Here is a 19224-nt window from a genome sequence, read left to right on the forward strand (position 1 = left end):
GTTCGGGGGTCGATGGCGGATGGCGGAGGAGAGGGGGCGAGGGCCTGTCGTTGGCCAGAATGTCGAATTTCGGGCCGGGCCTTGTACGTATACGGCCTGTGCCGACCGCCCCGCCGCGGGAGATAGGGTCTGTGCGTGATCAGCGCGATATGCGGAGCGGGCTCGGCCCCCTGCAAGCGCCCGGAGCGCCACGGCGGCCGGGCGATCGCCGCACCTTCCGAGGCGATCGCCGTACTTCCCGGTGCGGACGCGCGGCCCGATGTGGCCGAATTCATCACGGACATCTCTCCATGCGGCATAACGTCGACATCGACCGGAAACACCGCGTCGTGGCGTTGTGTCGGTTCGTTCACCTACGTCACGCAATGGCGCGCGACAGGAGCCAGAGGACATGCAGACCAACCTGGACGAAGCCAAGACCGAGCTGCTCGCCCAAGCGGCGAGGGTCGCTGACAACGGCCCGATGGGGCAGACCGCGGGCCTGGACGGCCGGCGGCCGGACCGCGGCCCCGTCGAGCCCGGCAGCGGCGGCAGGCCGGACCAGGACAGGCTTCTCGCGTACCTCCAGCGCTACTATCTGCACGCAGCGACCGAGGACCTGGCCGACCGGGACCCGGTCGACCTCCTCGGGGCCGCGCTCTCCCACTACCGGCTGGCCGACAACCGCCCCCAGGGCACGGCGAACGTGCGGGTGCACACCCCGACCGTGGAGGAGAACGGCTGGACCTCCAGCCACACGGTCGTCGAGGTCGTCACGGACGACATGCCCTTCCTCGTCGACTCGGTCACCAACGAACTCACCCGGCACGGCCGCGGCATCCACATCGTCATCCACCCGCAGATCGCCGTCCGCCGCGACGTCGCGGGCGAGCGGATCGAGGTGCTGCCCGAGGGCACCCTGGCGGACGGGACGGCCGCGGGCGACCCGGTCCCCGACGCCCACATCGAGTCCTGGATGCATGTCGAGGTCGACCGCGAGACCGACCGGGACGTGCTGGGCGACATCACCACCAACCTCCGGCGGGTCCTGTCCGACGTGCGCGAAGCCGTCGAGGACTGGGAGAAGATGCGGGGCACCGCCCTGCGCATCGCCGACGAGCTGCCCGCCGAGCCCACGGCCGACGACCTGCCCGAGGAAGAGGTGCAGGAGGCCCGTGAGCTGCTGCGCTGGCTCGCCGCCGACCACTTCACCTTCCTCGGTTACCGCGAGTACCGGCTCACGGACGCCGACGCGCTGGTCGCGGTGCCCGGCACCGGGCTCGGTGTCCTGCGCTCCGACCCCCGCCACCGCGACGCAGAGGACCACCTGGCGAGCCCGTCCTTCAGCAGACTCCCCGCGGACGCGCGCGCCAAGGCCCGCGAGCACAAGCTGCTCATCCTCACCAAGGCCAACAGCCGCGCCACCGTGCACCGGCCCAGCTACCTCGACTACGTCGGCGTGAAGAAGTTCGACGCCGAGGGAAACGTGATCGGTGAGCGCCGCTTCCTCGGCCTGTTCTCCTCGGCCGCGTACACGGAGTCCGTGCGCCGGGTGCCGGTCGTGCGGCGCAAGGTCGCGGAGGTCCTGGAGGGCGCCGGCTTCTCGCCGAACAGCCACGACGGCCGCGACCTCATGCAGATCATGGAGACGTACCCGCGCGACGAGCTGTTCCAGACGCCCCCGGACGAACTGCGCGCCATCACGACCAGCGTGCTCTATCTCCAGGAGCGCCGCAGGCTCCGGCTCTACCTGCGCAAGGACGAGTACGGGCGCTACTACTCCGCGCTCGTCTACCTGCCGCGCGACCGCTACACCACCGGCGTGCGGCTCCGGCTGATCGACATCCTCAAGGACGAACTCGGCGGCACCAGCGTCGACTTCACCGCCTGGAACACCGAATCGGTGCTCTCCCGGCTGCACTTCGTCGTCCGCGTCGAGCGCGGCACGGAGCTGTCCGAGCTGACGGACGCCGACGTCGACCGGATCGAGACGCGGCTCGTGGAGGCCGCCCGCTCCTGGGCCGACGCGTTCGGTGAGGCGCTCAACGTCGAATGCGGCGAGGAGCGCGCCGCGGGGCTCATGCGCCGCTGGGGCGCGTCCTTCCCCGAGGGCTACAAGGCGGACCACACGCCGCGCGCCGCCGTCGCCGACCTCGTCCACCTGGAGGCGCTGGAGGGCGGCGAGAAGGAGTTCGCGCTCTCCCTGTACGAGCCGGTGGGCGCCGCGCCCGACGAGCGCCGCTTCAAGATCTACCGGACCGGCGACCAGGTCTCGCTCACCGCGGTCCTGCCGGTCCTCCAGCGGCTCGGCGTCGAGGTCGTCGACGAGCGGCCGTACGAGCTGCGCTGCGCCGACCGTACGCGCGCGTGGATCTACGACTTCGGCCTCAGGATGCCCCCGCCCGCGAGCGGCACCTACCCCGTGGACGACATGCGGACGCGCTTCCAGGAGGCGTTCGCCGCCGTATGGACGGGCGCGGCGGAGAACGACGGCTTCAACTCGCTGGTGCTCGGCGCCGGGCTCACCTGGCGGCAGGCCGTGGTGCTGCGCGCGTACGCCAAGTACCTGCGCCAGTCGGGGGCCACGTTCAGCCAGGACTACATGGAGGACACGTTCCGCCACAACGTCCACACGGCCCGGCTCCTGGTGTCCCTCTTCGAGGCGCGCATGAAGCCCGAGCGGCAGAGCGCGGGCACCGAGCTGATCGACGCGCTGACCGAGGAGCTGGACGCGGCGCTCGACCAGGTCGCGAGCCTCGACGAGGACCGCATCCTGCGGTCCTTCCTCAGCCTCGTCAAGGCCACGCTGCGGACGAACTTCTTCCAGCGCGGGGCGGACGGCACCCGGCACGCGTACGTGTCGATGAAGTTCGACCCGCAGGCCATCCCGGACCTTCCGGCGCCGCGCCCCGCCTACGAGATCTGGGTGTACTCGCCGCGCGTCGAGGGCGTCCACCTGCGTTTCGGCAAGGTCGCCCGCGGCGGCCTGCGCTGGTCCGACCGGCGTGAGGACTTCCGTACGGAGATCCTCGGCCTGGTGAAGGCGCAGATGGTGAAGAACACCGTCATCGTGCCCGTCGGCGCGAAGGGCGGCTTCGTCGCCAAGCAGCTGCCCGACCCGGCCGCCGACCGGGACGCCTGGCTGGCCGAGGGCATCGCCTCGTACAAGATCTTCATCTCGGCGCTGCTCGACATCACCGACAACCTGGTCGGCGGCGAGGTCGTACCGCCCAAGGACGTCGTACGCCACGACGGGAACGACACGTACCTGGTCGTCGCCGCCGACAAGGGCACGGCGAGCTTCTCCGACATCGCCAACGAGGTCGCGGTCTCCTACGACTTCTGGCTGGGCGACGCGTTCGCGTCCGGCGGCAGCGCCGGCTACGACCACAAGGGCATGGGCATCACGGCCCGCGGCGCCTGGGAGTCCGTCAAGCGGCACTTCCGCGAGCTCGGCCACGACGTGCAGAGCGAGGACTTCACGGTCGTCGGCGTCGGCGACATGTCCGGTGACGTGTTCGGCAACGGCATGCTGCTGTCCGAGCACATCCGGCTGGTCGCCGCCTTCGACCACCGGCACATCTTCATCGACCCCGATCCGGACGCCGCGACCTCCTTCGCGGAGCGCCGCCGGCTGTTCGAGTTGCCGCGCTCCTCCTGGGCCGACTACGACACGAAGCTGCTGTCCGCGGGCGGCGGCATCCACCCGCGCACGGCGAAGTCGATCCCGGTCAACGCGCGCGTGCGCGAAGCGCTCGGCATCGAGGGCAACGTCACGAAGCTGACGCCCGCCGACCTGATGCGAGCAATCCTCAAGGCGCCCGTCGACCTGCTGTGGAACGGCGGCATCGGCACGTACGTCAAGGCCACCACCGAGTCCAACGCGGACGTCGGCGACAAGGCCAACGACGCCATCCGCGTCAACGGCGAGGACGTGCGCGCGAAGGTCATCGGCGAGGGCGGCAACCTCGGCCTGACCCAGCTCGGCCGGATCGAGTTCGACCGGCGCGGGGCCGGCGGCGACGGCGGGAAGATCAACACCGACGCCATCGACAACAGCGCGGGCGTGGACACCTCCGACCACGAGGTGAACATCAAGATCCTGCTCAACGGCCTGGTCACCGACGGGGACATGACCGTCAAGCAGCGCAACAAGCTGCTGGCGGAGATGACCGACGAGGTCGGCTCCCTCGTCCTGCGCAACAACTACGCGCAGAACACCGCGCTCGCCGCGGCCGTCGCGCAGTCCACGGGCATGCTGCACGCGCACATGCGGTTCATGCGCCGCCTGGAGGGCGACGGCCACCTCGACCGCGACATCGAGTTCCTGCCCAGGGACCGGCAGATCCGTGAACTGCTGAACGCGGGCAGGGGACTCACCCAGCCCGAGCTGGCCGTGCTCCTCGCGTACACGAAGATCACCGTCGCGCAGGAGCTCATCGCGACGAGCCTGCCGGACGACGCGTACCTGCTGAAGCTGTTGCACGCGTACTTCCCGACCCAGCTGCGGGAGAACTTCGCCGACCGCATCCACGGCCACCCGCTGCACCGCGAGATCATCACCACCGTCCTCGTCAACGACGCCGTCAACACGGGCGGTTCGACCTTCCTGCACCGGCTGCGCGAGGAGACCGGCGCGTCGGTCGAGGAGATCATCAGGGCGCACACCGCGGCGCGGGCGATCTTCGGCCTCGGCGCGGTCTGGGACGGCGTGGAGGACCTCGACAACACGGTCGCCGCGGACGTCCAGACGAGGATCAGGCTCCACTCGCGGCGCCTGGTCGAGCGGGGCACGCGCTGGCTGCTCGGCAACCGGCCGCAGCCGCTGGAGATCGCCGACACCATCGCCTTCTTCTCGGACGGCACCGAGCGCGTGTGGTCGCAGCTGCCGACACTGCTGCTCGGCACGGAGCGGGAGTGGTTCGACTCGATCCTGGAGCAGATGAGCGGTGCCGGGGTGCCGAAGGAGTTCGCGCCGCGCGGCGCGGGCTTCTCGTCGGTGTTCTCGGCGCTCGACATCGTCGCGATCGCCGACCGCAGCGGCAAGGACGTGCTCACCGTCGCGGAGGTCTACTACGACCTGGGCAACCGGCTGCGGATCACGGAGCTGATGGACCGGATTCTGGAGTTGCCGCGCACCGACCGCTGGAAGTCGATGGCGCGGGTGTCGATCCGCGAGGACCTGTACTCGGCGCACGCGTCGCTCACGTCGGACGTCCTGGCGTTCGGCGGCGACGGCGCCACACCGCAGGAGCGGTTCACGGCGTGGGAGGAGAAGAACGCGGCGATCCTGGCGCGTTCGCGCAACACGCTGGAGGAGATCCAGGGCTCGGACTCGTTCGACCTGGCGAACCTCTCGGTGGCCATGCGGACCATGCGGACGCTGCTGCGCACGCACGCCTGACACGCCTGAGACGGGCCCGCGCGGACGGGCGCGTTGGCGCGGCAGGAGGCGGGGTCGCCCGGTCCCTTCGACCGGACGGCCCCGCCGTCGCGTCTCCGGGCAGGACAGCCCTGACTCCTGGACCCGACCCGGCCCGACCCGGCCGGACCGCACCGGACCGGACGGCTCCGGGCGGCGAAAGGGCAGGGGCCAAGGTCCGGGCGGCGGGACGGTCAGGGCCGTCGGGCCGTTTGCGCCTGTCCTTCCGGGCCTCTGGTGCGGGACCGCTGGGGAAGCTGCCGGGGGTGCGCAGGGACCGGCGGCCACTGACCGAAGGGCTGCGCTCACGGCCCGTCCGGACCATCTCGCTCGTGACGTTCCGGCCCGGGGGCAGGGGTACGGAAATGGCCGAGATCGTTCGGTGAACCGAGGCCGGGGCGGTGGTCGATCCGGCCTCCGAACGGCCGCTGAGGGAGCGGGCGGGGCAGGGGCAGGGTCCGTCAGTAACGCGTCCGCCGCCCACGAGGGGCCGTGGCGCCGGTCCGCCGGGCCGTCGCCGGAAGGTGCCCGGGGCCACGCCAAAGGACCTGCGGGGCCGCGTCGGAAGGTCTGGCGGGACGGTCCGCGATGTTCGTAAGGGCCACGGCCACAGGGCCGTCAGGCCCTCTGCGGGTCAGGCGGCCCGACCCGGAGATGGCGGCCGGAGGGCCGTCGTCGTGTCCACCGTCGACCGGCCGTGGTGACCGGACCCGGGGGCCTTCGGGTCCGTCCGCGACCGGCCGCGGGGCCCGTGTCAGATGCCCGACCGGTGCGGCGGGCGCGGCAGGTCGAACGGTCGGGCGCCATCGAGAACCGGCCACGTACGGCACCCGGCGTGAGGCGAGCGGTACATCCCGGCCGGCCCGGCGGCCCGGCCCGCTCCGGCGCGCCCTGCCCGACAGGTTCGGCAGCGGCGCCGTCGCGCTGCTTGCGTAGTTCCCGGTAGAGCGTGAGCGGCTGACGCCGGGTTCGGCGGCGACTTGCTCGGGGATCGCGCCGCCCTTGATCCGTTGGGCGGCTCCAGCGCGGGCGGTCGCGTTGAGCTTCGCGGGGCGGCCGGTCGGCCGGCCGCGGGCCTCCTTTGCCGCGCGGGCACCGGCGGCACGTTCCAGCGTGTAGATCCGCTCCATCTGGGCGAACACCGCCAGCAGTGCGATGGCCATGTCGGTGCCGGGTACCGGCTCGCTGGTGTCCACGGCGAGCGCTCGGTGAGGCCGTGCACGAGGTTCAGGGTCTCGCGCGTGTTCCGGCCAAGCCGATCCAGCGTCAGCACGTTGATCCGGTCCCCGGGACGGGCGAAGCCATGCGGAGCCCTCAAGCCCTTGCGTTCTATTGTTGGCGCCGGTGCGCTTGTCGACGTAGATGTGTTCTGCCGGTCGAGGTCCTGAGCGGTCGTGCTTACTTATGACACCAGCTTCTGAGACAGGGTGACCTGAGGCAATGCGGTCACGTGTCGACACTCGGCCTCCTGTGGGCTTCGCGGCTCAGCGCCGCTCTGAGCCGCCGGGCCTGCTTGATCAGCTGTGATGAGCCCTTGCGCGCCGCCAGCTCGTCGATCTCCGGTATCGGGCCACGGGCTCCGGACCGCTCCGCGCAGTCGGCCGCGAGCGTGAGCAGAGCGCCGCCGGCGGATGCCGGTTCTCCCGCCAGGAGCCCGGGGAGGGCGCCCGAGAGCACCGCCCACACCGTGGCATACGCACCGGCGCGCGCCGCTTCCCGCAGCGCCGCCACGATTCGCTGGAGCTTGAGCCGGCGCAGGTCGGTCAGCTCGGCGATGTCCCGGCCGAGCCGAGCCGCGTCGAGCTGTCCGCGAGCGGCCAGGACGAGCATCGCGTCCACCGCGAACAGTTGCTCCTCGAAGCGCCGCGCCCCGAGCCCGTACGCCATCAGCAGATGGGTCGCGGGCCCGGCCGGTCCGCCCGACTCGGCGAGCGCGGGCAGCACGGGCACCCCGCGACCGAGGTGGTCGGAGTCGGCCAGGGTCGCGAAGGCCGACAGCATCCGCGCCGCGATGATCTCCCGGTGCTGGGGCAGGAGGGCCAGGGCCCGGGCGGAACACTCCCCGCCGCCCCCGCACTTGCACGGACCGCCGATGGGGTCGTGCGCACCGAGCAGGGAGCGGAACGGCTCGGGATAGTCCTCATGCCCGGGAAGGGCCTCGGTGTGCACGAGGACACCGGGGCGAGGGGTCCTGAGCCTCAGCGGCTCGGTTTCCCGGGAGAGGGCGGGATCGGGCAGGCCGCCCGAGGCGAGCCAGGCGGCCAGCCGCCGCCCCGCCGGGGAGGTGAGCCGGTCCGCCGCGGCCCGTGCTTCGGGCGGCACCGCACGGCCGAGTCGCAGCAGGGCCTGGTCGAGGTCCGCCGGGCCGGGCTCGGTGCCCGCGTCCTCGTACGCGGCGAGCCGGGCCACCAGCTCCGACGGGTCGATGGTTCCCGTGGTCCAGGTGGGCGTGGCCAGCAGGAACGGCAAGGGGTCCCCGAGCTCCAGCCGCGCCCCGATCTCGGCCACGCGGCTGAGGCAGACGGACCAGATCGCCGTGTGCGGGCACTGGTACTCCTGGAACCGGAAACGGAGGGCCCCCAGGCCGGACTGGATGCGGAGGGTGCGCGTCTTCTCCTCCGCGGCCTCGCCCATGACGAACATGACGACGGCTTCGAGTGCCTGTGCGAAGACGTTGTCGCTCAGCCATGAGGCAGGCTGCCGGTGCGCTGCGACGACCGGTTCCAGGGCCGCGCGGAGCCCCGCCAGGTCGGCGCCGGCGTGGATCACGAGGCTGTTCAGCGCCCGCTCCTCCTGCGCCGGGGTGCCCTTGCCGCGCAGCAGCGCGACGACCTCCTCGGCGAGCTCGGCAGGGGCGAGCGGTGCGGGGGCCAGGCGCTCGGGGTCCGGTACGGGCGGCAGGGCGTCGCCCTCTGCGGCGGGCAGCGGATCGGCCTCCTCGGCGGGCACGGTGCCGCCGAACGCCTCGACCGCGCGTGCACGCAGGTCGGAGGGGAGCAGTTCGGCACTCGCCGCCAGTTCGGCGAGGACGGCGTCGCCTGTGTGCTTGCGGTGGCGGACGGCCAGGGCAAGGGCCCGCTCCTGGAGGCTGTGCTCCTCGTTGCCGAAGCCCTCGGCGGCCACCGGCAGCAGCTCGTCCGCAAGGGACTGGTCGTGCTTGATCGCCTTGTCGAGCATGGCCAGTTGGGCGCGCACGATCTTCTTCTCGGGCCGGAACAGGGCGATCCTGGACGCCTCGACCAGGTGCTCGGTCTCCAGACGGCCCGCCTCGTTGAGTTCGGCCAGCGTCTCCTGGGCGCGGGCGGCCGCCAGCGAGTGCCCGCCGGAGAGCATCCGCACCCAGGTGGGGGTGTGCGCCGCCCGCTCGTCCGCGGTCAGGTCCAGGGCGGTCAGCAGGGCGAGGAAGCCCTTCACGATGCCGAGCCGGCCACCGCGCAGCAGCCGCGACAGACAGCCTTCGACCAGCATCTCGCGGCTGAGCAGTCCTTCCCGGGCGAGTGCGGCGAGCGCGTCGGGCCATCCGGGGTCGGTGCCCCGGGTGTACTGGAAGTCCGAGCCGGCCTCGTCCACCTCGAAGAGCCGGGGGACGGCCGCTTTCAGGAACGGATCGTCCCGCAGCCTTTTCTCGATCGTCTTACCCCGCTCCGGGATGTCCCTCTCCCAGCCGAGGATGAAACCGTCCGTCATGGGCGGCTCGCAGCCGGCGATCAGCGACAGCCGCTTGATCAGCCCGTACTCCCACTCGCCGACGGTGCGGCGCTCCGCCAGCCGACGCGCCACCTCGGCCAGCCACTCGGGGGCACGATCGCCCATCACGCCGACGACCGCCTGGGGGTCCTTGGGCCCGGCCCACCACAGATCGCGGCTCGTGAGCCACTGGGCCGCGGCCGCCGCGCCGGTGCAGCACCCCGCCCCGGCGAGCAGCAGGCTCTGGCGCACCAGCAGGTGTTCCTCGCCCCGCCAGTGTTCCGGGGTGTCCTTGCGCCACTGCTTGAGCAGCGGCAGCCCCTTTCGCCGCTCGGCGTCGGTCAGGGCGCCGACCAGCTTGGAGACGTCCTCGACGCGGCCCGCGCGCACGGCGTCCAGCAGGGCGCGGATGCCTTCTGCGGTCCCGTCGGGTATCCGGTAGTCGGGGAAGTCGTCGGTGAAGGTCATCGGGTGGCTCCGGTGGGGGTGTCAGCGTTGTCCTGGGCGGTGGCGGTCGTACGGCGCGAGGCGATGCGGACGGCGAGGGCGTGTTTGCACGGGCCGCGTCCGCCGCGGTATTCGGCCCACCAGCGGCAGGTGCAGGTCAGCCGCCCTTCGGCGGACCTCACGCGGTGGCTGTGGTCCTCGACGGTGACGGTGGCCGTCTCGCCGTCGAGGCGCACCGCGCCCGCGTCGACGAGGGCGCGGGCGGCACGCAGCCGGGGGTTGTCCCGCTCGGCCCGTCCGGTGTCGTACGGGAGCACCCGGTGGAAGTAGGCCGCCTCCGCCGTGTCGTAGCCGATGCGCCCGGCCGTGCCGAGGCGGGTGAGCGCGGCCCGTACCCGCTGCGGGGTCAGCCCGGACTGCGCGGCGAGGTCGGCGATGTCGACTGCGGGGTCCCAGGCGAGCAGCACCGAGACCAGGTCGGCATCCTCGGCCGACTCGTCCGCCGCCAGCGCGTCGAGGACGCGGCCCTCGCCGGAGAAGCCCCGTGTCGTGTCCGGGGACAGGGTGAGGGTCAGCCGCATCCCGGGGAGTCCGATCTCCCATGCGCTCGCCACCGGGCAGCTGCCCGCCGTGACGGCCGGGCCGTGGACCCGCAGCCCCGTCGCATGGCGCAACACCCGGGTCAGCGCGGTCAGCCGCTCGGGCCCGGGCAGGCAGACCGCGCCGGGGACGGGCCGGGTGGTGGCGCGCAGCGAGCGGCCCGCCGGGACGAACCAGTGCGCTCCCTTGGAGGCGCCGCGGGTGGTGTTGGGGCGTGGCAGCGCGCGGAGGAGACGCACGGCCTCGGCCGCGGGGAGTTCGGCCCGCAGGTCGAAGCCGGAGGCGATCACCTGGGTCTCGGCGAAGCCGCGCACCCAGCGCTCGGGCAGCGGCACCTTCTTCTCCACCACCGGCCCGTCGAAGGTGGTGACGGTCATCTCATCGGGCCCGACCTCCAGACGCAGCGGATCGCTTGCACCCACCCGGGTCAGGGCGTCCCGCAGCGGGATGTTCACGTCGACGTTGGTCGTGCCGTGCCCGATGTCGTCGCCGTCGAGGGCGTCGCCCAGCATGTCGAGCCGTGCGTACACCCCGCAGCAAGCGGAGAACGACTCGAACCTCAGCCGGTCCCCGTTCCCGGTGACGACCGGGTCGCGCCAGTAGTCGAGCTGCGGCCGGTAGTAGCGGGCGGCGGCGATGTCCGCGACGCACAGCAGTCCGGCGGCGGTGGCCTGGGGATGGGTCAGGAAGCCGCTGAAGAAGCGCGGATGGGTTTCCTGTCCGGCCGGGGTGGCGCCGCCGGAGGTCTCCAGACCGATGCTCCGTCCCTCTGCCGTGCCCCGCACGGCAGAGGGACGGAGATAGGCGTACGTCTGTGCCGTTCTCGTCATGGCCGAGATGCTATGGGCCACCACTGACACTTCACTGGGGTGCGGGCCAGGTCGGACATCAGCATGTCGAAGACCACGATCGCCTCGTCCGACGATCAGCGAGGCAGTGGCGTGCCCGAACTTGATCGATGCGGCCAGACGCGGCAGATCGTCCCATTTCTCCTCGATCAACCCCATATTGATCTTCTGGGTCAGCAGCGGACCGGCGACCGGCCAGTGCCTGCTGACGTCGCGCTGCGGGTCCATCCGGTACAGGGTGATCTTCCCCAGGCCCGGATCTCCGCGGTGAGAGCTGCATTCCCACCAGGTCGAACAGTGCGAGGTTGACCAGCGTCACCCCGTGCGTGTCGGTGGCGTGCTCGGTGATCGGCAGGTCGGTCTTGTTGCCCATGATCTCGTCCAGTACGTACCGGGCCTCGCGCCGGGTGGCCACGATGACCTTCGTGCCGAACGTCGAGTGCTGGTCCGAGACGTGGGTGTAGGTGGACAGGCCCTGTCCGGCGAAATACTTCTTCATCGCATGCGCGGTGGTCGACGGCTATGAGGACGGCCAGCAGGTTGCGCTTGAGTTCTGGGGAACGCGACTGCTTTCCCGCCGGCGTGGGCAAACCGCCACATCGCGGCATATCGGACGCCAAGTCGACCATGGTCGTTGCCCATCTGCGCGACCAAGCCGACCATCCCCGGGCCACATCACCGCAGGTCATGGGTATCCGGGGTTTTTTCGGCGATTACTACGGGGACCCACGTACGACATACGGTCGGTCACGCCGAACGCGGATCGCCCCGGCGACCGGGCCGGTCTCCGGGGCGATGGGACGCGCGCGTGCGCGCACGCGCGCCTGGCGGGCTACTTCTTCGCCTTGGCCTTCGGCTTCGCCGTGAACTCCTCGTACGCGGCGACCACCTCGTCCGCGGGCCCGTCCATGCGCAGCGTGCCCGCCTCGAGCCACAGGGCGCGGTCGCAGGTTTCCACGATCGCCTTGTTGCTGTGGCTCACCAGGAACACCGTGCCGGCCTGCTCCCGCAGTTCTCCGATGCGCTCCTTGCTGCGCGCCTGGAACTTCGCGTCGCCGGTCGACAGCGCCTCGTCGATGAGCAGCACGTCGTGGTTCTTCGCCGCCGCGATGGAGAAGCGCAGCCGCGCGCCCATGCCGGAGGAGTACGTCCGCATCGGCAGCGAGATGAAGTCCCCCTTCTCGTTGATGCCGGAGAACTCCACGATGTCGTCGTAGACGTCCCTCACCTCGCGCCGCGACATGCCCATGGCCAGCCCGCCGAGCACGACGTTGCGCTCGCCGGTCAGGTCGGACATCAGGGCTGCGTTGACACCGAGCAGCGACGGCTGGCCCGCGGTGTAGATGCGGCCGGCGGAGGGCAGCTGGAGGCCGGCGATGGCCCGCAGCAGCGTGGACTTGCCGGAGCCGTTCGACCCGATCAGGCCGATCGCCTCACCGCGGTACGAGGCGAAGCTGACGCCCTTCACGGCGCGGACCTCGCGCACGCCGACGGAGGGCCGCCGCGAGACGATGCGGCTCAGCGCCGAGGTGGCGCTGCCCTTGCCGCCCTTGGTGCCGTGCACCTTGTAGGTGATGTGCACGCCGTCCACGACGACGGTCGGAACCCGTTCCTCAGCCACGTCCGTAGGTCTCCTCTGCACGCCAGAAGTAGATGAAGCCGCCGACGAAGAACAGCAGGCCCCAGCCCGCGCACAGCGCCCAGACGTGCGGCGGGAGCTGGTTCGAGTGGAAGCTGGTGATCAGCGCGAAGCGCATGATGTCGATGTAGACGGCGCCGGGCTGGCAGCGCAGCGCGGTCACCACCCAGCTCGGAATGCCCTGGTGGCCGCTCGCGAGCTTCTCGACGCTCCACATCACGCCGGACGTGTACATCCACACGCGGATGACGAACGGCATCAGCTGCGCCAGGTCGGGGGTCTTGGCGCCCAGGCGCGCCATGATCAGCGACACGCCGGCGCAGAACAGCGACTGGCAGAAGAGCGCGGGGATCGCGAGCACCCAGTGGAACCGGGGGTACTGGCCGAACCCGATGAGGATCACGACGAGCGCGCAGATGGAGAAGAACAGCTGCTGGAGCTGCTGGAGCACCAGCGACAGGGGCAGCGAGGCGCGGGGGAAGTGCAGCGCCCGCACGAGGCCCTGGTTGCCGGAGATGGCGCGGATGCCGACGCTCACCGAGCTGGAGGTGTACGTCCAGATGAAGACGCCGGTCACCAGGAACGGGATGTAGTCGGGGACGTTCCTCTTCGTCCCCAGCAGCACGCCGAAGATGAAGTAGTAGACGATCGCGTTGAGCAGCGGCGTCATGATCTGCCAGATCTGACCCATTTTCGCCTGGCTGTACTGGGCGGTCAGCTTGGCGGTGGCGAACGTCGTGATGAAGTGCCGCCGTGACCACAGCTGCCCCACGTACCGGGGCAGCGAGGGCCGTGCTCCGCTCACCGAGAGTCCGTGGCGTGCCGCGAGAGCGGTGAGGTCCGTCTCCGGTCCCGGTGCCGGCGGAGTGGGCTGAGTCGGTGCGATCGTCTGGCTCACAGGAGTCGCTTTCGACGTGATTCGACGTGAGGGGGAAGTACCACCGACGATGGAACGCTTCCGTATCGTCGCATCGGAGAGCGTACGGTCTCGCGACGTCGCAACGCAACCGTACCGTCGTGACGGTATGCTCAAGAGATGACCAAGGGATCGGGTACCGCACGCCGAGTCCCCGCGGGGGCCGCCGTACTCCGGGAGGACGTGACCGACGCCATCCGCGCGGCCGTCTTCGACGAGCTGGCTGCCGTCGGGTTCGCCCGGATGTCCATAGAGGGCATCGCGCGCCGCGCCGGGGTCGGCAAGACCGCGGTCTACCGGCGGTGGAAGTCCAAGCTCGCGCTGGTCCTCGACCTGGTCTCCGTCTTCGCCGCACAGGGCCTGCCCGCTCCGGCCACCGGTTCGCTGCACGGGGACATCCGCGCGCTGCTCCAGGTCGCGTCGGCGGCCCTGCGCCACCCCGTGGCCTCCCAGGTCATCCCGGACCTGCTCGTCGAGTCCGCGCGCAACCCCGAGATCGCCGACACCATCAGGGCGACGCTGCTGGACGGGCAGCAGGGCATCGCCGCGGTGATCGTGCGGGAGGCCGTGGCGCGGGGCGAGCTGCCGGAGGGGACCAGCCCCGACACCGCGCTCGATCTGATCGTCGGACCGCTGTACTGGCGTCTGGCCGTCGTGCGCGCCCCGCTGCCCAAGGGCTACCTGGACGAGCTGGCCGCCTCCGCGGTCGCCGCGCTCAAGCGCGGCTGAGCGGTCGGGCACGGCTCCCTCAAGCGCGGCTGAGCGCTGGGACGGCTCAAGCGCGGCTGAGCGGTCGGCACGGCTGAGCGCTGGGCACGGCTCAAGCGCGGCTGAGTGCTGGGCGCGGCTCGGCGCGGCCGGGAACGCCCGCCGGGCGCCCAGCCGCGCTGCCGGGATCGTCCGCCGTCGTGCTCGGCCGCGGGGCTACTTGACCGCCCCCGCCATCACGCCGGAGACGAACTGCCGCTGGAACGCGAAGAACACGGCGAGCGGGATGACCATCGACAAGAACGCCCCCGGCGCGAGTACGTCGACGTTGTTGCCGAACTGCCGTACCTGCTGCTGGAGCGCGACGGTGATGGGCGGGTTCTTGGAGTCCGCGAAGACCAGCGCCACCAGCATGTCGTTCCACACCCACAGGAACTGGAAGATGCCGAGCGAGGCGATCGCGGGCCCGCCCAGCGGCATCACCACCCGGGTGAACAGCCGTATCTCGCCCGCCCCGTCCAGGCGCGCGGCCTCCAGCAGCTCGCGCGGGATCTCCGCGAAGAAGTTCCGCAGCAGGAAGATCGCGAACGGCAGCCCGAACGCGACATGGAAGAGGATCACCCCGAGCGTCGTCTCGAAGATGCCGATCGCGCCGAACAGCTTCGACACCGGGATCAGCGCCACCTGCACCGGCACGACCAGCAGGGCGACGACCCCGACGAACCACCAGTCGCGGCCGGGGAAGTCCATCCAGGCGAAGGCGTATCCGGCGAACGAGCCGATCACCACCACCAGCAGCGTCGCGGGCACGGTGAAGAGGACCGTGGCCAGCAGGGAGTGGGTGACGACGTGGTTGTCCAGCAGGTTCGCGTAGTTCTCGAAGGTCAGCTGGGACGGCTTGGTGAAGACCTGCCACCACCCGCTCGCCGCGATGTCGTCCGCGCCGCGCAGCGACGACAGCAGCAGTCCGATCGTCGGCATCAGCCAGAACAGGCCGATCAGGATGAGGACGGCCCGCAGGACGCCCCCGCCGAGGCGGCCCGCGATCCGGCCGGGCAGCGACCTCTCCGGATCGGGCCGGGCGCTCCTTCCCGGGGTGCGGCGGGTGCGGTGCCGGGCCGCGCGGCTGTCCCCGGCAGCGGTGTCCGCCGGCCCCACCGCCCCGCCGATCACCGGTTCTTCCATGGTCATCGGCGGTTCTCCTTCCGCATCCGGCGGATGTTGACGAGCATCACCGGGATCACCAGGAGGAGCAGCAGGATCGCGATCGCGCTGCCCACCCCCAGGTCCGCGTCGGTGCCGAACGACGAGCGGTAGAGCTGGAGGGCCAGCACGTTGGCGTCGTCCTGCGACGAGCCGGGCGCGATGATGTACACGAGGTCGAAGATCTTCAGCACGTTGATCATCAGGGTGACGAGGACGACGCCGAGCACCGGCGCCAGCAGCGGGACGGTGACCCGCCGGAACACCTGCCACTCGTTCGCGCCGTCCACCCGTGCGGCCTCAAGCAGCTCTCTCTCGATGCCGGCGAGGCCCGCGGCGATCAGCACCATGGCGAAGCCGGCCCACATCCACAGATAGCTGCCGATGATCGCCGGTGTCACCAGGTGCGGGCCGAGCCACTCCACCCCGTTGTACGGTTCACGGAAGTTCGCGGCGGGCAGCGACAGCACGGCGCCGTCCGCCGCCTTTGGCAGGGTGAACGTGCCGTCGGCCGCCGCCTTCGCCGACGCGACGACCTTGCCGCCCTTGACCGCCTGGACCGTGAGGCCCTTCAGGCCGCGCTCCTCCGGGTCGATCACATTGGGCTTCCCGCCGCCGCCGAGGGTGAAGTCCAGCCAGGCGGTGCCGGTGACCTTCCCGGCCTCGGGCGTCGCCGCCCGCGCGGGCTTCGCCGCCGACGGCATCGTGCCGGGCGCCACGCCGACCAGCGGCAGCCGTACGGTGCTTCCCGCACGCACCGGCTCCTTGGTGACGAACGAGCCGCCGCCGCCCGCCTTCAGCGGATGGACGGGCAGCGGGTGGGCGCCCGGGTAGCCGGCCGACTCGGCGAACGTGTCGTGCACGCCCACCCAGACCGCGTTGGCCACACCGCGCGCCGGGTCCTGCTCGTACACCAGCCGGAAGATGATGCCCGCCGCGAGCATCGAGATCGCCATCGGCATGAAGACGACCAGCTTGAACGCCGTCGCCCAGCGCACCCGTTCGGTCAGCACGGCGAAGATCAGGCCGAGCGCGGTGGCGACGACCGGCGCCACGATCACCCAGATGGCGTTGTTCTCGACGGCCTTGAGGATCGAGCTGTCCGTGAAGATCGTGACGTAGTTGTCCAGACCGGCGAAGCCGTGACCGGACTTGTCGAAGAACGACCGGTAGAGCGAGTACCCGATCGGGTAGACCACGAGCGCGCCCAGCAGCACCAGCGCGGGCAGCAGGAACGCCACCGCCATCGCCTTGCGGGTGCCCGTCACGCTCTTGCGCGTTGTCCCGACGGGGGACGCGGGACGCCGGGCGTCCCCCGTGACCGCTGAGGCCATCCCGTCAGCTCTTGAACGCCTTGGCCGCGTCGGCCTCCAGCCGCTGCTGGGTGCCCGCGACGTCCTTCGGGTCGCTCAGGAAGTCCTGGAGGTCCTTCCACTCGCCCTTGCCCGGCGTGCCGCCGAACGACTGGGGCATCGAGTCCGACATGTCGAACCGGAAGTCGTCGCCCGCCGCGATCAGCGCCTTCGCGATGGAGCGCTGCACGGCGTCCGGGTACGCGGCCATGTCCAGCGACTTGTCCGGCGAGACGAAGCCGCCCTGGGCCGCCCAGATCCGCGCCGCGTCCGGCGAGGCGAGGTACGTCAGCAGCGCCTGCGCCCCGGGGGTGTCCTTCAGCGCCACGGCCGCGTCGCCGCCGGTCACCACGGGGGAGTCCGCGCCGACCGCGGGGAACGGGAAGATCTTCGCGTCGGTGCCGATCTTCGCCTTGGTCTCCTGGATGTTGACGCCCGCGAAGTCGGCCGCGCCGACCATGGCCGCCTTCGGGGTGTCGCCGCCCGTGAAGGTCTGGGTGACGGACGCGGGGAACTCCGTCTGGAGCGCGCCGCTGGGGCCGCCCGCGAGCGTGTTCGGGCGGGCGAACAGCTGGGCGAGCGTGGTGAGCGCCTTCGTGACGGACGGGTCCGTCCACTTGATCTTGTGCCGGCCCAGCTGGTCGTACTTCTCGGGGCCCGCCTGGGAGAGGTACACGTTCTCGAACCAGTCGGTGAGCGTCCAGCCGTCCGCCCCGCCGACCGACAGCGGGGTCACTCCGGACGCCGAGAGGGTGTCGGCCGTCTTCAGGAACTGGGGCCACGTCTTCGGCACCGTGGCCCCCGCGTTCTGGAAGGCCTTGGCGTTGTACCAGACGAGGGACTTGTTGGCGGCCTTGAAGTAGACCGCGTACTGCGTGCCGTTCACGGCCCCCAGGTCCTGCCAGCCCTTGCTGTAGTTCTTCGCCAGCTCCGCCTTGGCGGCCGGGCCCAGAGGCTTGGCCCACTTCTGCGCCACCGCCTGGTCGATGGCGCCGACCTGGGGCAGCATCGCGACGTCCGGCGGGGAGCCGCCCGCGATCTTCGTGCCGAGGAAGTTGACGATCGGGTCCTGCGCGGGGACGAACGTCACGGTGGCGCCCGTCCGCTTCTCGAACGCGTCCAGCACCTTGGTGAAGTTGGCCTGTTCCGGCCCTGTCCACACGGCGGCCACTTCGATCTTCTGCCCCGTCAGCCTCGGCAGGGTGACACCGCCCGCGCCGCCGGCCGGGCTTTTGGCCGCCGAGGGGCTCGCGCCGCCGCCCTTGCCGCTGTCCGAGTCCGAGCCGCCGCATCCCGCGAGCGCCGTGGCGCCGATGGCGACGAACACCACCGCTGCCGCCCGGATGTTCCTGGATCTGCCGGCCGGAGCCCTCCGTGCTGTACGAGTTGTGCGCATCGCAGCTTCCCCGTCTCTTCCGCGCGTTCGGAACTGATCCACGCTCAGGGGCAGGCGTACGCGGCCGGACGTGGCGGCGCCGTCCCGTCCCGTGCGGATCAGTCCTACGCCCGGTGTTCATGACAAGCAAGAGCGCGGTGGAGCCGCACGCCGTGATCGTGATGGGCTCGTGACGCGCCCCGGCGGGCGCCCCACGAGCCCCGTGACGTCAGGGGTGCGCGGGCGTCAAAGGGGACACGGGGGCCGCCGCGATCGAACGGGCCGCCCGGTCCATGGCGCTGGCGAGCAGCGCGAGGTCGGTCGGGCCGTTGCCCAGTTCACGCACCGGGCGGCGGGTCGGCGGGTCGCCCATCCGCTCCCACTCCAGCGGCGCCACGGTGGGCCGCTGGGTCGCCGTGCGCGGGATGCGGCCCGTCACCCGGCCCGCCTGGAACGGGACCGCGAATCCGTCGGGCCCGGTGAGGCGGCCCCGTCCCGGGGCGGGGTCCTCGGGCGCGGGCGGCACGGGCGGCGCGTCGAGCAGGGCGCGCAGCCGCACGGTGCGCGCCAGTTCCGTGCCCGCCGTACGCTCAGGCGCGGCGGACGCCGCCACCAGATGCACCCCGAGCCGCTCCCCGTCCCGCGCGATCGCCTCGAGCGCCCGTACGACCGAACCGGCGGCGGGCCGGCCTGGACTGCCCAGCGCGGGCGCCACCAGCGCGTCGAAGTCGTCGACCAGCACGGCCAGCCTCGGCAGCGGCCCCGGCACCGGAGCCTGTTCCCGCGGGCTTCGGAGCGGGCCGGGTCTGAGCCGCATCGTGCGGGTGGACGCCGACCCCGCGTCGCCCTGCTGCCCTCCGGGCGCCGCGCCCCCGGCCGCGTGCCCCTCGTGCCGCTCGCGCTGTTCGTGCCGCTCGTGCCACTCGGCGAACGACAGCGGGCCGAGCAGCTCGGCACGCCGCTTCAGCTCCGCGCCCAGCGCCTGCGCGAACTCCCGCATCCTGACCGGGTCGGAGGCGATCAGATGCTCCGTCACATGCGGCAGCTC

Annotated in this window: 10 protein-coding genes and 2 pseudogenes; 2 read left to right on the forward strand and 10 right to left on the reverse strand. The window is 71.6% G+C overall.

The genetic code is table 11. The features are described from left to right. The first annotated feature begins 391 nt into the window (after nucleotides 1–391). Nucleotides 392–5383, forward strand: coding sequence for an NAD-glutamate dehydrogenase (locus LCE31_RS19965; RefSeq protein WP_225016025.1), 4992 nt, complete (start codon nucleotides 392–394; stop codon nucleotides 5381–5383). A gap of 1464 nt (nucleotides 5384–6847) precedes the next feature. Here LCE31_RS19965 and LCE31_RS19970 read toward each other — a convergent pair. The 6 genes and pseudogenes from LCE31_RS19970 to LCE31_RS19990 all read right to left on the reverse strand — a co-directional run bounded on the left by LCE31_RS19970 (nucleotide 6848) and on the right by LCE31_RS19990 (nucleotide 13520). Then, nucleotides 6848–9556 (reverse strand): DUF6493 family protein, encoded by a 2709-nt coding sequence (locus LCE31_RS19970; protein WP_225016026.1) that lies wholly within the window; start codon nucleotides 9554–9556, stop codon nucleotides 6848–6850. Beyond that, the gene (locus tag LCE31_RS19975) at nucleotides 9553–10965 is read right to left on the reverse strand and encodes an SWIM zinc finger family protein (protein WP_225016037.1); all 1413 of its coding nucleotides are present in this window, start codon (nucleotides 10963–10965) and stop codon (nucleotides 9553–9555) included. The genes LCE31_RS19970 and LCE31_RS19975 overlap by 4 nt, the downstream gene beginning before the upstream one ends. 144 nt (nucleotides 10966–11109) lie before the next feature. Beyond that, nucleotides 11110–11211 (reverse strand): annotated as a pseudogene (locus LCE31_RS41275) (hypothetical protein); the annotation flags it as partial. A gap of 46 nt (nucleotides 11212–11257) precedes the next feature. After that, a pseudogene (locus LCE31_RS41280) lies at nucleotides 11258–11482 on the reverse strand (Tn3 family transposase); the annotation flags it as partial. Nucleotides 11483–11815: 333 nt separating this feature from the next. Next, nucleotides 11816–12604, reverse strand: a complete 789-nt coding sequence (locus LCE31_RS19985) for an ABC transporter ATP-binding protein (RefSeq protein ID WP_225016027.1) — start codon at nucleotides 12602–12604, stop codon at nucleotides 11816–11818. Continuing rightward, entirely contained in the window at nucleotides 12597–13520 is a 924-nt protein-coding gene (locus LCE31_RS19990) for an ABC transporter permease (protein WP_225016028.1), read from the reverse strand. Before LCE31_RS19990 ends, LCE31_RS19985 begins: the two co-directional genes overlap by 8 nt. Before the next feature lie 138 nt (nucleotides 13521–13658). Between LCE31_RS19990 and LCE31_RS19995 the strand changes: the two genes are divergently transcribed. Next, complete coding sequence (locus LCE31_RS19995; RefSeq protein ID WP_225016029.1) at nucleotides 13659–14267, forward strand: TetR/AcrR family transcriptional regulator; 609 nt, start codon at nucleotides 13659–13661, stop codon at nucleotides 14265–14267. A 195-nt stretch (nucleotides 14268–14462) separates the two neighbouring features. Here LCE31_RS19995 and LCE31_RS20000 read toward each other — a convergent pair whose 3' ends face one another. The 4 genes from LCE31_RS20000 to LCE31_RS20015 form a co-directional block, all read right to left on the reverse strand. Further along, entirely contained in the window at nucleotides 14463–15437 is a 975-nt protein-coding gene (locus LCE31_RS20000; protein WP_225016031.1) for a carbohydrate ABC transporter permease, read from the reverse strand. Then, nucleotides 15434–16783, reverse strand: a complete 1350-nt coding sequence (locus LCE31_RS20005) for a carbohydrate ABC transporter permease (RefSeq protein WP_225016033.1) — start codon at nucleotides 16781–16783, stop codon at nucleotides 15434–15436. Before LCE31_RS20005 ends, LCE31_RS20000 begins: the two co-directional genes overlap by 4 nt. Before the next feature lie 4 nt (nucleotides 16784–16787). Further along, entirely contained in the window at nucleotides 16788–18197 is a 1410-nt protein-coding gene (locus LCE31_RS20010; protein WP_225016035.1) for an ABC transporter substrate-binding protein, read from the reverse strand. 208 nt (nucleotides 18198–18405) lie between these two features. Continuing rightward, nucleotides 18406–19224, reverse strand: an 819-nt coding sequence (locus LCE31_RS20015) for a hypothetical protein (protein ID WP_225016036.1), incomplete at its 5' end; no start/stop codon positions are given.

The organism is Streptomyces sp. 8L, assembly GCF_020176795.1.
GTDB lineage: Bacteria > Actinomycetota > Actinomycetes > Streptomycetales > Streptomycetaceae > Streptomyces.

Bases quoted from the DNA above. Each gene is read 5' to 3' on its own strand.
- LCE31_RS19965 (WP_225016025.1), top strand. From the start codon at position 392: ATGCAGACCAACCTGGACGAAGCCAAGACCGAGCTGCTCGCCCAAGCG.
- LCE31_RS19970 (WP_225016026.1), bottom strand. From the start codon at position 9,556: ATGACCTTCACCGACGACTTCCCCGACTACCGGATACCCGACGGGACC.
- LCE31_RS19975 (WP_225016037.1), bottom strand. From the start codon at position 10,965: ATGACGAGAACGGCACAGACGTACGCCTATCTCCGTCCCTCTGCCGTG.
- LCE31_RS19995 (WP_225016029.1), top strand. From the start codon at position 13,659: ATGACCAAGGGATCGGGTACCGCACGCCGAGTCCCCGCGGGGGCCGCC.
- LCE31_RS20000 (WP_225016031.1), bottom strand. From the start codon at position 15,437: ATGACCATGGAAGAACCGGTGATCGGCGGGGCGGTGGGGCCGGCGGAC.
- LCE31_RS20005 (WP_225016033.1), bottom strand. From the start codon at position 16,783: ATGGCCTCAGCGGTCACGGGGGACGCCCGGCGTCCCGCGTCCCCCGTC.
- LCE31_RS20010 (WP_225016035.1), bottom strand. From the start codon at position 18,197: ATGCGCACAACTCGTACAGCACGGAGGGCTCCGGCCGGCAGATCCAGG.